This is a genomic window from Cellulosimicrobium sp. NPDC055967 (assembly GCF_042269845.1).
Taxonomy (GTDB): Bacteria; Actinomycetota; Actinomycetes; order Actinomycetales; family Cellulomonadaceae; genus Cellulosimicrobium.
This window is the reverse complement of sequence record NZ_JBHJYJ010000003.1, coordinates 113,335-125,651: the sequence shown is the minus strand read 5'-3', so window position 1 is coordinate 125,651 and position 12,317 is coordinate 113,335. Positions and strand designations below refer to the sequence as shown.

The 12,317-nt window shown below is 69.7% G+C and carries 10 protein-coding genes; 3 read left to right on the top strand and 7 right to left on the bottom strand.

Annotation, left to right across the window (positions count from 1 at the left end; genetic code table 11):
* Window positions 1-86: 86 nt before the first annotated feature.
* Window positions 87-242, bottom strand: coding sequence for a hypothetical protein (locus ACFC2L_RS05360; protein WP_375823259.1), 156 nt, complete (start codon window positions 240-242; stop codon window positions 87-89).
* 70 nt (window positions 243-312) lie between these two features.
* Entirely contained in the window at window positions 313-3,936 is a 3,624-nt protein-coding gene (locus tag ACFC2L_RS05355; protein WP_375823258.1) for a replicative DNA helicase, read from the bottom strand.
* A 457-nt stretch (window positions 3,937-4,393) separates the two neighbouring features.
* On the opposite strand from ACFC2L_RS05355, the gene ACFC2L_RS05350 reads away from it, so the two are divergent.
* Window positions 4,394-5,704, top strand: a complete 1,311-nt coding sequence (locus ACFC2L_RS05350) for an MATE family efflux transporter (RefSeq protein ID WP_375823490.1) — start codon at window positions 4,394-4,396, stop codon at window positions 5,702-5,704.
* Between the two features lie 63 nt (window positions 5,705-5,767).
* Here ACFC2L_RS05350 and rplI read toward each other — a convergent pair whose 3' ends face one another.
* The 5 genes from rplI to ACFC2L_RS05325 all read right to left on the bottom strand — a co-directional run bounded on the left by rplI (window position 5,768) and on the right by ACFC2L_RS05325 (window position 10,108).
* Window positions 5,768-6,214 (bottom strand): 50S ribosomal protein L9, encoded by a 447-nt coding sequence (gene rplI, locus ACFC2L_RS05345; protein ID WP_047230914.1) that lies wholly within the window; start codon window positions 6,212-6,214, stop codon window positions 5,768-5,770.
* Between the two features lie 19 nt (window positions 6,215-6,233).
* Window positions 6,234-6,470 carry a 30S ribosomal protein S18 gene (rpsR, locus tag ACFC2L_RS05340; RefSeq protein ID WP_021481584.1) on the bottom strand — a complete coding sequence of 79 codons (237 nt, stop codon included), beginning with the start codon at window positions 6,468-6,470 and terminating at the stop codon, window positions 6,234-6,236.
* A gap of 101 nt (window positions 6,471-6,571) precedes the next feature.
* The gene (locus ACFC2L_RS05335) at window positions 6,572-7,117 is read right to left on the bottom strand and encodes a single-stranded DNA-binding protein (RefSeq protein ID WP_021481583.1); all 546 of its coding nucleotides are present in this window, start codon (window positions 7,115-7,117) and stop codon (window positions 6,572-6,574) included.
* A 154-nt stretch (window positions 7,118-7,271) separates the two neighbouring features.
* Window positions 7,272-7,562, bottom strand: a complete 291-nt coding sequence (gene rpsF, locus ACFC2L_RS05330) for a 30S ribosomal protein S6 (protein WP_009863694.1) — start codon at window positions 7,560-7,562, stop codon at window positions 7,272-7,274.
* 152 nt (window positions 7,563-7,714) lie between these two features.
* Window positions 7,715-10,108, bottom strand: a complete 2,394-nt coding sequence (locus ACFC2L_RS05325; protein ID WP_375823257.1) for a transglycosylase domain-containing protein — start codon at window positions 10,106-10,108, stop codon at window positions 7,715-7,717.
* Window positions 10,109-10,522: 414 nt separating this feature from the next.
* Between ACFC2L_RS05325 and ACFC2L_RS05320 the strand changes: the two genes are divergently transcribed.
* Window positions 10,523-11,218, top strand: a complete 696-nt coding sequence (locus tag ACFC2L_RS05320) for a helix-turn-helix transcriptional regulator (protein WP_375823256.1) — start codon at window positions 10,523-10,525, stop codon at window positions 11,216-11,218.
* Window positions 11,215-12,306, top strand: a complete 1,092-nt coding sequence (locus ACFC2L_RS05315; RefSeq protein WP_375823255.1) for an inositol-3-phosphate synthase — start codon at window positions 11,215-11,217, stop codon at window positions 12,304-12,306. The genes ACFC2L_RS05320 and ACFC2L_RS05315 overlap by 4 nt, the downstream gene beginning before the upstream one ends.
* Window positions 12,307-12,317 lie beyond the last annotated feature (11 nt).

Here is a 12,317-nt window from a genome sequence, read left to right as displayed (position 1 = left end):
CTCGTGGTCTTGCACGATCAGCAAGGTCCCCGACGAGACTCTGAGCCAGACGCGGTGTCGTACCGTGCTGCGGTGATCCGTCGGCCTCACACGCTCGTTGGCTGAGCGGCGGCGATGGCGAGCACGAATCCCCCCGGTGCGAGGGCGTATCCCACGTCGTCTCCCCAGGACTTGGCCACCGCATCCGCGAGCGGCTCCGCACCCAAAGCGATGGCCCGATCCAGCGTGGTCGGCGCGTCCATGACATCCAGGTAGAGCTCTGTCGGCTGACCGCCGCGCGCGGCACGCGGCGCTCTGGGGCGACTCAGGTTGCTACATCTGCATGTCGGCGAAGCGCTGGTAGTGACCTTGGAACGCGACGGTGATCGTGTCGGTAGGGCCGTTACGGTGCTTGGCGACGATCAGGTCAGCCTCGCCCGCGCGCGGCGACTCCTTCTCATAGGCGTCCTCGCGGTGGAGCAGGATCACCACGTCAGCGTCCTGCTCAATACTGTTGTGTGCGGCGATGCCGTTGGCGACGAAGTTGTGCCCGTCGAGGACGGTGGCGTCGTAGACCTGCTTCTCCCCCATCGGCTCGATCGAGACGACCTCGTCCCACAGGAGGTCGTTGACCGCCATGATCTCGAGCTCCTCGCTCTCAAGCACGGCCGCGATCTTGCCGAGGCGATGCCTCGACGGAGAGTTCTTCCACGGCGCGCTGCCACAGAACTGGGTCCCGATCGCTTCGGCGAACTCACGGTGCGTCATGCCGCGCTCGACGAGGATGTCGCGGACGTCGTCCCAAACCCGGCGCGGGACGGTGTCGACGTTCGTGTTGGCGCGCGTCTCGCGGATGATCGTCAGCAGCTTCTCGGCGATATCGCCTCGGTCGCCGTGCACGCCGATCTCCTGGAGGAAGCGGCGCTGGTCGTCCACCCCGCTCACGTCCAGCGTGTACCCGGGACGGTACGACCCCTTGGGTGTCGCCGTCCGTACACGCGTCGAGATGCCGAAGCGCAGCAGGAGGCGTGACAGCCCGTCGACGATCTCGCGCGAGGTCGAGGCGTAGTAGATCCGCCCGCTGCGCCCGTTCTTGTTGATCGTCACCAAGCCGTCCGTGGCCCAGATGTGCTTGATGAAGAGCGCGATCTGGCGCTTCGGCAGGTGGAAGACGCTCGTCGGGATGAACTTCTCGTGGCTGCGTGCGCCGAACAGCCCCATGTCGTCGAGCCACTCGGCGATCGGGTTCCGGCGACCCCTGGCGAGCCGGTAGGGCGCGGGGAGGCGCAGGGTCGTGACTCGGGCCGCGGCGTAGTCGTCGCGGATCGGGGTGATCCCGAAGGCACCCGCCGCCTCGGAGACGGTGGCGAGGTTCCGCTCGTCGATGGAGGCATAGCGGATCGGCTGTCGCTTCACGAACGACCCGTCGCCGAGGAGGTGAGCCAGCATGACGACCTTGCGGTCGTCCCACTCGAGGTTCCGTTCCGGCCCGGGGACGTGGCGCGGCACACCGATGCGCGACCCGACCTCCAGGTCTCCGAGCGCGGTCCAGCCGTCATAGGTGAGGAACGGGTGGTTCGCCGTCGCCTCGATCTCCTTGCCCGACGCCAGTCGCATCCGGAACACGGGCTTCACGCCCGTGGGGAACACGTGCGTGAGGTGGCGGCGGACGTACTGGAGCCGGTCGTTGAGCGCCCACACGGGGACGTCCTTGGCGTTGAGCGCGAAGAGTTCGCCCAGGCTCGTCTCTGCGCCGGTGTCGGCGCGCAGGATCTTCGTGTCCTCGGTGAGGCAACCCGACTCACGCAGGTCGCTCATCTGCGGCTTCTTGTCTCCACGCTGCTCCGGACCGCGGTTCAGCTGCGAGATCGCGATGACCGGGACCTCGAGCTCCTTCGCGAGGAGCTTCAGCGCACGCGAGAATTCCGAGACCTCCTGCTGGCGCGACTCGACGCGCTTGCCGGAGCTCATGAGCTGGAGGTAGTCGATCACGACGAGCTTGAGGTCGTGACGCTGCTTGAGGCGCCGGCACTTCGCCCGGATCTCCATGAGCGACATGTTGGGCGAGTCGTCGATGAACAGCGGCGCCTCCGCCACCTTGCCCATGGTCGACGCGAGCTTCTGCCAGTCCTGCTCGTCCATCTTCCCGGACCGCATCCGCGTCAGCGGAACCCGCGCCTCCGCGGCCAGAAGTCGCATGGTGATCTCGTTGCGGCTCATCTCCAGCGAGAAGATGACGGACGCCATCTGGTGGTGCACCGCGGCGTGAGTCGCGACGTTGATGCCGAGCACGGAGTTGTGCGTCGGCACCATCGATCGTCCTGCCAGGTACAGGTGCGAGGGATGGTCGACCTCGACGCAGCGCACCGGCACCGACTCGACCCGGCGGACGTCGACGACGAACCGTGACGTGGGCCGCGCGGTGCCCGGGCGACGACGCTCCTTGTGGACGAGGCGCTTGCGCTCCAGCCAGAACACGTCGTCCTCGGTCGTGAAGGTGATCGTGTACGCCGTCGACGACGCCTCGGTCCGCCCCTTCACGGTCTTCGTCGACCATCCCGTGCGGTACCCGAGCGACAGGATGAGCTCACGCGTCTCGCGTGCGAGCCGCTCGTTCGTCAGGCTGATCTGGACGCTGCCCTGCGGCATGACGGTGCCGTCGGTATCGAGCAGACCCGCCAGGAGCTCCCGGCGCTGGGACTCGCTCGCGCGGAGGTACGCAGCCGGGATGTGGTCGGTTCCCGACGCACCGGGCGCGCGCAGGTCGTCCGCGTCCGGCCGCGCGACGTAGCCCAGCCCCTCGAGCCGCATCGCGATCTCGGGGTCGGCGGACGTGAACTCGGCGCGTCGGGAGCTGCCGTCGCCCAGCCAGACCCCGAGTGCATAGGGATGGATCGGGAGGTCGGCCTCGGGAAGGTCGAGCGGCGCCGCGGTGGCGATCGAGTGGTTCGCGCGCCGGTCGGCCGTCGCGGTCCGGACCGTGGCGGCGAGCTCCTCGGTCGTGCGCACGGACGACTCAGGCGTCTCGCCGGCGCGTGCCGCGCGCCGCTGGGCGCGGGTCGAGGTCACCCACTGGTGCTGCGCGTCCGCGACGATCACCGTGCCGTCGTCGAGCTCGACCTCGTAGCACGGGCGGTCGACCATGACCTCGGTCGCCCCGACGACGCGCGTGGGTGTTCCGTCCGCGGACACGAGCAGGTCGCCGACCGCGACGTCGCCCATCGTCGTCCAGCCCGACGGCGTGACGAGGGGCGTGTCGAGGGCGAGGGCCTTGCCGATGGCCGGTCGCGCCGCGACGACGATCATCTGGCCGGGGTGCAGACCGTTGGTGAGCCGGTCGAAGTCGGAGTAGCCGGTGGGGACGCCGGTCATGCCCTCGCCGCGGCCCTGGGCCGCCTCGATCTCGTCGAACGTCGGGCCGAGGATCTCCGAGAGCGGAAGGTAGTCCTCGGTGGTCCGACGCTCGGTGACGGCGTAGACCTCGGCCTGGGCGTTGTTGACGATCTCGTCGACGTCGCCGCCGTCGGTCGCGTAGCCGAGCTGGACGATGCGCGTGCCGGCCTCGACGAGGCGCCGGAGCACGGCGCGCTCGCGCACGATGCGCGCGTAGTACCCGGCGTTCGCGGCGGTCGGGACGCCAGCCATGAGGTCGTGGATGTACGGGGCGCCACCGATGCGCTGGAGCTCGCCGCGCTTGGTGAGCTCCGCGACGACGGTGATGGCGTCGGCGGGCTCGCCGCGGCCGTAGAGGTCGATGATCGACTCGTACACGACCTCGTGCGCGGGACGGTAGAAGTCGGAGCCGCGGATCTGCTCGATGACGTCGGCGATGGCGTCCTTGGACAGCAGCATGCCGCCGAGCACGCTCATCTCCGCCGCGACGTCCTGGGGCGGTGTCCGGTCGAAACCTGACGGCCCCGGGCCCCCGTAGCTCTCCTCGAGCTCCTCGATCGACATGCGCCCCTCGCTCCCCCGAAGCCGCCACGACCCACGAGGGACCGCGCGACCGGGACAAACCTTCGTCGTACACGTGTTCTACCGCGGGCCACCCACACGACTGTCCCGGTGACCGCGCCTCCCGCCTCCGACAGGCACGACCCCGCGACACTAGAACGCCGTCCTGCAGGCCGCAAACGACCCTGTGCACGCCCGGTGGACAGGGACCCCCGAACCTGTGGACACAGTCCCCGTCACTGTGCACACCCGGTGGATAACCGTGTGGACAACGTCACGATCTCCCTGTGTACATCAGCGCGAGGGGCCTCTGACCAGCCTCGTCACTACCCTCAGGGGTGTGGAAGAAAGAAAGTCCGACGACACGCCGACGACACGCCGGACACCGCCCGGCCACTCCGGCGACACCCGGACGCCACCCGACCCCGCGCCGTCGTCCACAGGACGCCGCACCCGCTCCCTGCTCGACCGCGAGATCCTCGCGCTCGCCGTCCCCGCCCTCGGCGCGCTCGTCGCGGAGCCGCTCTTCGTCCTCGTCGACAGCGCCGTCGTCGGCCACCTCGGCACCGCGCAGCTCGCCGGGCTCTCGCTCGCCTCGACGCTCCTGGTCACCCTCGTCGGGCTGTGCGTCTTCCTCGCCTACGCGACCACGGCCGCCGTCGCCCGCCGCATCGGCGCCGGGCACACGCGCGAGGCGCTCCAGTCGGGCGTGGACGGCCTGTGGCTCGCCGTCGGGCTCGGCGTGCTCCTCGCCGCCGCCCTGTGGGCGACCGCGCCCTGGGCCGTCGGGGCGATGGGCGGGACGGGCGACGTCGCCGAGCACGCCGTCGTCTACCTGCGCTGGTCCGCCCTCGGCCTCCCCGGGATGCTCCTCGTCCTCGCCTCCACGGGCGTCCTGCGCGGCATGCAGGACACGAAGACGCCCCTGTGGGTCGCGGCAGGCGGCGCGACGTTCAACGCGGTCCTCAACGTCGTCCTCGTCTACGGTGCGGGCCTCGGGATCGCCGGCTCGGGCATCGGGACGGCCGTCGCGCAGCTCACCATGGGCGCGGTGCTCGTCGTCGTGGTCGTACGCGGCGCGCGCCGCCACGGCGCGTCCCTGCGCCCCGCGGCCGGCGGCATCTGGTCGAACGCGCGCGCCGGGGCGCCGCTCTTCGTCCGCACCCTCTCGCTGCGCCTCGCGATCCTCCTCACCGTGTTCGTCGCGACCGGGCTCGGCGAGGTCACGCTCGCCGGCTACCAGGTCGTGAACTCCGTCTGGGGGCTCGCCGCCTTCGCCCTCGACGCGCTCGCCATCGCCGCGCAGGCGCTCGTCGGCCACGGGCTCGGGGCCGACGACGTCCCGCGCGTCCGGGCCGTCCTGCGCCGCACCCTGCAGTGGGGGGTCGCGGCGGGCGCAGCCCTCGGGGTCGTCATGGCCGCGGGCGGCTGGTGGTTCGCGCTGCTCTTCACGTCCGACCTGGAGGTGCGCGCCGCGGTGGCGGTCGGCATGGCCGTGTGCGGGCTGCTCCTGCCCATGGCGGGCTGGGTGTTCGTGCTCGACGGCGTCCTCATCGGCGCCGGAGACGGCCGGTTCCTCGCCTGGGCCGGGATGCTCACGCTCGTGGTCTACGTGCCGTTCGCCCTCGCCGTCCGGCAGTGGGCGCCCGACGGCGCAGCGGGCCTCGCGTGGTTGTGGCTCGCCTTCGCGGGGGTCTTCATGGCCGCCCGCGCCGTCACCACGGGCCTGCGCGCCCGGGGCAGCGCCTGGATGGTCACCGGGACGGCGTGAACAGCACCAAGGCCCGGCCCCTCCGAGGAGGGACCGGGCCTTCGAGGACTGCTCAGCAGCAGATCAGGCAGCGACGACCTTCACCGCGAGGGTCGCGGAGACCTCCGGGTGGAGGCGGACGGAGACCGTGTAGTCCCCCGTCGCCTTGATCGGCTGGCCGATCTCGATCTTGCGCTTGTCGACCGACGCGCCCGCGGCGGTCACGGCGGACGCGATGTCCGCCGTCGTCACGGCACCGAAGAGGCGACCGGCAGCGCCGGCCTTCGCCTCGACGACGACCGGCTTCGACTGCAGCGAGTCGCGGATCGCCTTCGCGTCGTCGAGCGACGCGATCTCGCGGGCCTTGCGCGCCTTGCGGATCGCAGTCACCTGCGACTCGGCGCCCTTGGACCACGGCGTGGCGAGCTTGCGCGGGACGAGGAAGTTACGGGCGTACCCGTCCTTCACCTCGACGACGTCGCCGGGCTCACCGAGACCGGTGACCTCGTGGGTCAGGATCAGCTTGGCCATGAGTTCTCTCCCTTCCCGCTCAGCGAGCCGTCGACGTGTACGGCAGCAGCGCCATCTCGCGCGCGTTCTTCACCGCACGGGCGATCTGGCGCTGCTCCTGGACGGAGACGCCGGTCACGCGACGCGCACGGATCTTGCCGCGGTCGGAGATGAACTTGCGCAGCAGCGCGGTGTCCTTGTAGTCGACCGACTCGATCTTGGCCGACTTCAGCGGGTTGGACTTCTTCTTGGGCTTGCGCACCACAGGCTTCGCCATGGTGTTGCTCCTCTACAAGGTGCGATCCCCGCGCGCGGTCCGCACCGGCGAGCGGTGCGGCACCCACGGGGACGGGTGTGTGTTCTGGGAGTGGCGGGCGATCAGAACGGGGGCTCGTCGGAGAACGAACCACCGGACGACGCGGGGCCAGCCGTGGCCCACGGGTCGTCGCTCTGCTGCTGACCGCCGCCGGAGCTGAATCCGCCGCCGGAGGCGCCGCCGGAGTTGGCGCCACCTCCGTAGCCGCCACCGCCGCCGAAGCCGCCGCCACCGCCACCCGAGCGCTGGGCGCGGGTGACCTTCGCGGAGGCGTAGCGCAGGGAGGGACCGATCTCGTCCACCTGCAGCTCGACGACGGTGCGCTTCTCCCCCTCGCGGGTCTCGTACGAGCGCTGGACGAGGCGGCCCTGCACGATGACGCGCATGCCCTTCGTCAGCGACTCCGCGACGTTCTCCGCGGCCTCGCGCCAGATCGAGCAGCGCATGAACAGGGTGTCCCCGTCCTTCCACTCGTTCGACTGGCGGTCGAAGGTCCGCGGCGTCGACGCCACCGTGAAGTTGGCCACCGCCGCACCCGAGGGGGTGAAACGCAGCTCCGGGTCTCCCGTGAGGTTCCCGATCACCGTGATGACGGTGTCACCTGCCATAGCCAGCTCCTTCGTGTGTCGTCTGTGTCGTCGACGGCGCCGTGCGCCTCGCTCGTAACGTTCTCGCGTCGCTCATCCCACCACGCGGCGCCCACACGCGCTAAGGCGTGCAGCATCCCGGTGCAGGACGGTCGAACGGGGGACGCGGGGAGGATCAGCGAGCGTCCGTGCGCAGGATCTTGGTCCGCAGGACGACCTCGTTGAGGCCGAGCTGACGGTCCAGCTCCTTGGCGGTGTCGGAGGTCGACGTGAAGTCGACGACCGCGTAGATGCCCTCGGACTTCTTGTTGATGTCGTACGCCAGGCGGCGACGACCCCAGATGTCCACCTTGTCGACGGAGCCGCCGTCGGTCTTGATGACCGACAGGTACTTGTCGAGCGACGGGGCGACGGTGCGCTCCTCGATCTCGGGGTCGAGGATGATCATCAGTTCGTACTGACGCATGCGGATAACCCACCTCCTCTGGTCTTCGCGGTCACGGTCTCTCCGTGACAGGAGGGTTCATGCTTCATGCTGCTGCCGTCCGACGGGCGGACGGCAGCTCCCCAGGGTACCCGCTCGGCGCGGAACGCTGGAAATCTGCGGAACGGCCGAGGTCAGGGGTTGTTGCCGTTCCCGCCGCCGCCCCCGGGCCCGCCACCGCCGGGATTCTCCGTCTCCGTCGGCGACGGGTCAGGGTTCTCGGGGTCCGGCGGCTGCTGGCCCGGGTCCGTCCCCTTCGAGACCACGAGCGCGATGGTCGACCCTGGTGGGACCTCGGCGATCGACGACTGGCTGATGACGAAGCCGCGCGGCTGCTGGTCGGAGAACTCCTCGGTGATCCGCACCTTGAGCCCTGCCGCCTCGAGCTGGGCGCGCGCGGCCCGGCTCTCCATGCCGACGACGCTGGGCACGGTAACGTTCTCCGGCTGCTCGGGCTCGACCGGCTCCTCCGGCTCCGTGCCCTCGGTCGGCGTCTCCGTCGGGGTCTCGGTGGGCGTCTCCGTCGGCTGCGGCTTGGGCGGCGTGTACGGCAGGAACTCGCCGACCGGCAGGTTCGCCGTGGCGGCCTGCATGTACGACGTCCACGCCTCGACCGGCCACGAACCACCCGTCATCTCCGGGTTGCGCATGTCGGCCCAGCGCCCGAACGGCGTGATCTGCTCCTGCTCACCGTTCGGACCGTTCTGGTACAGGCCGACGACGGTCGCGAGACCCGGCGTGAAGCCGGCGAACCAGGCGGACTTGTTCTCGTTCGAGGTCCCGGTCTTGCCGGCGGCCGGGCGGCCGAGAGCCTGCGCAGGCTCACCCGAGCCCTGCTCCACGACCTGCGACAGCGCGTACTGCGTGGCCGCCATGGTCTCGGTGCTGAACTCCGCCGCACGGTCTTCCGCACCGGGCGCCTGGTACCTGAGGTTCCCGCGAGAGTCGACGACCTTCGCGACGATGTGCGGGGTCGACTTCTGCCCGCCGGCCGCGATGGTGGCGTAGGCGTTGGTGAGCTCGAGCGGCGTCACCGTCGCGGTTCCCAGCACGTTGGCCGCGTTCGCGAGGACCTCGGTCTTGTCGGAGATGCCCAGTCGGTGCGCCACCTCGGCGGTCTTGTCCGGACCCGTCTCGATGTTGAGCTCCGCGTAGACGGTGTTCACGGAGTTTGCCGTGGCCTTGACCAGGTCGACGTTCCCGTACGACGCGTCGCCGAAGTTCCGCACTTTCCAGTCGTTGCCGTCGTTGGCGCCCGGGAACGTCTTGGGGCTGTTGCCGTCGTAGCGCTCGTCGAGCGTGTGATCGTTCTCCAGCGCCGCGATGAGCGTGAACGGCTTGAACGTCGAGCCGCCCTGCGCAGCGCCCTGGGTCGCGTCGTTGAAGGGCTTGCTGAGATAGTCGGCACCACCGTAGAGGGCACGGATGGAACCGTCGTTGGGGTCGATCGACACGATGGTGGCGCGCAGGTTGGGCGAGACCGGGTTGTCGTCACCGCGCGACTCCTGAGGCAGAGCGGCGATCGTGTCCTGAGCGGCCTTCTGCATGGTCGGGTCGATCGTCGTCGTCACGCGGTAGCCACCGGTGAGGAGGTCCTCCTCCGTGATGCCGATCTTGTCGAGCTCCTTCTGCGCTTCCACGAGCAGATAGCCCTGCGGTCCGCCCAGCTTGTCGGACTTCACGTACTCGTTCGGCATCGGGAACCCGGCGCCGACCGCCTCGTCGAACTGCGCCTTGTCGATGTGCCCGTCCTTGAGCATGTTGTCGAGCGTGCGCTTCCAGCGGTACGTCGCCTGGTCGAGGTCGTTCGCCGGGTCCCAGTACGTCGGGTTCGGGATGATGCCCGCGATCATGGCCGACTGCGAGACCGTGAGGTCGGCGGCGTTCACGCCGTAGTACTTCTGCGCAGCGGCCTGGATGCCGTTGGCTCCACGGCCGAAGTAGATGGTGTTGAGGTAGTTGCCGAGGATGTCTGCCTTGTCCTGCTGCTGCGTGATCTTCAGCGCGAGGATCGCCTCGCGAGCCTTCCCGACGTAGTCGGTGACCGTGTTCGTGTAGTAGCGCTCGACGTACTGCTGCGTGAGCGTCGAGGCACCCTGGCGGTCGCCGCCCTGGAGGTTGTTGAGCAGCGCGCGCCCGATGCCCTTGACGTCGACTCCCGAGTTGGTCCAGAACGTGCGATCCTCGGACGCGACGACGGCGTTGCCCACGTGGTCCGGCAGCGTCGCGAAGTCGACGAGCGTGCGATCCTCGGAGGCGAACGTGCCCATCTCCGTCGTGTCGTCCCCGTAGTAGACCGTGGAGGTCTGCTTGGTGACACCGGGAAGCGTGCTCGGCACCTCGGTCGTGAACCATGCGGCGACGAGCACGCCCGCGACGAGCGCGACGCCAGTCAGCATGGTCCCGACGACGACGCGCCACGACGGCAGCCAGCGACGGAAGCTCTTGACGTGCGAGCGCGGGTAGTTGAAGAACCGACGGCGCCCGCGGGGGGTCGTCCGTCCGTTCGTCCTCGTGGATCGCGCCACGGTCTACCTTCCTCTGGGGGGCAACGGGAAGCCGGCTCCACGTCGTCCGCGGACCTGCTCGTGGCCCGCCGCGAGCGGACCACCTGCCCGACGGCGCGTCCCCGCCTCGAGCGCGGGACGTCGTCGGGCACGGGGGCGGCACACGCCGGACCACCCTGAACAATAGGGCGTCACCCTGTCGGGACAAGGGCCTGCCGCCGTGACAGCGCGATCGTGCGCCATTGATTCGCCGCGGCGTCCCGCCGCCTCCGCGGGTCCTTCACATCTGTGGCGCGATGCGCGACACTCCCCGAAGATTGCACGACACATCGAGACGACCTAACCTGTCGATGTATCGACTCGATACATCGAGTCGACCATCAGGTCACAGCGAGCCCGCCGCGGCACGCCCGAGGAGCGTCAGGAGGTGGGTTCGTGCGCAGCAAGACGCCGGTGCTCGAGACCGCGATCCTCGGCCTCCTCAAGGAGTCGCCCCTGCACGGGTACGAGCTGCGCAAGCGGCTCAACCTCATGCTCGGGTCGTTCCGCGTGCTGTCCTACGGCTCGCTGTACCCCGCCCTCAAGTCGTTGGTGGCCCGCGGGCTCATCAGCGGCACCGAGCAGTCCGCGGCGCAGTCGACGCTCGCGCCCGCCCTCTCGGGCAAGCGCGCGCGGATCGTCTACGAGCTGACCGCCGAGGGCAAAGAGCACCTCCAGAGCGTGCTGGCCTCGTCGGGGCCGGCCGCGTGGGAGGACGAGAGCTTCGACGTCCGGTTCGCGTTCTTCGCGCAGACCGACGCCGAGACCCGCATCCGCATCCTCGAGGGCCGGCGCACCCGGCTCACGGAGAGGCTGGAGGCGGTCAGAGAGTCCGCGGCTCGCACCCGCGAGCGGCTCGACGAGTACACGCTCGAGCTGCAACGTCACGGACTCGAGCAGGTCGAGCGCGAGGTGCGCTGGCTCGACGGTCTCATCACCACCGAGCGCGACCGGAGCTTCGGGCACTCCCGGAGCACCACCCGTGCGCGGTCCAGCAGCACCCCGCATCCTGCGGAAACTTCCGAGCAGGAGCCCGACGGCGCAAGGCGACCCGAGGACCCTGGAACATCGAACACCAAGGAGCGAGGATGACCTCCATCCGCGTCGCCATCGTCGGAGTAGGCAACTGCGCATCGTCCCTCGTCCAGGGCGTGCACTTCTACCGTGACGCCGACCCGAGCAGCACCGTCCCGGGCCTCATGCACGTGCAGTTCGGCGACTACCACGTGTCGAGCCTGGAGTTCGTGGCGGCGTTCGACGTCGACGCGAAGAAGGTCGGCTTCGACCTGTCGGAGGCGATCAACGCCTCGGAGAACAACACGATCAAGATCGCGGACGTCCCGCCGCTCGGCGTGACCGTCCAGCGCGGCCCGACCCTCGACGGCGTCGGCAAGTACTACGCGCAGACGATCGAGGAGTCGGACGCGGAGGCGGTCGACGTCGTCGCCGCGCTGCGCGAGGCGCAGGTCGACGTGCTCGTCTGCTACCTCCCCGTCGGCTCCGAGCAGGCCGCGAAGTTCTACGCGCAGGCCGCGATCGACGCGGGCGTCGCCTTCGTCAACGCCCTGCCCGTCTTCATCGCGTCCGACCCGGAGTGGGCCGCGAAGTTCGAGGAGGCCGGCGTCCCGATCGTCGGCGACGACATCAAGTCGCAGGTCGGCGCGACGATCACGCACCGCGTGCTCGCGAAGCTCTTCGAGGACCGCGGCGTCGTGCTGGACCGCACGTACCAGCTCAACGTCGGCGGCAACATGGACTTCAAGAACATGCTCGAGCGCGAGCGCCTGGAGTCCAAGAAGATCTCCAAGACGCAGGCCGTGACCTCGAACCTCGAGGGCCCGCTCGGCGGCAAGAAGGAGGACCGCAACGTCCACATCGGCCCGTCGGACTACGTCGCGTGGCTCGACGACCGCAAGTGGGCGTACGTGCGCCTCGAGGGCCGCGCGTTCGGCGAGGTCCCGCTGAACCTGGAGTACAAGCTCGAGGTCTGGGACTCCCCCAACTCGGCCGGCATCATCATCGACGCCGTGCGCGCCGCGAAGATCGCCAAGGACCGCGGCGTCGGCGGCCCGATCCTCTCGGCCTCGACGTACTTCATGAAGTCCCCGCCGGTCCAGATGGAGGACACGAAGGGCCGCGCGCAGCTGGAGGCCTTCATCGCCGGTGAGGTGGAGCGCTGATCCGGAGCGCA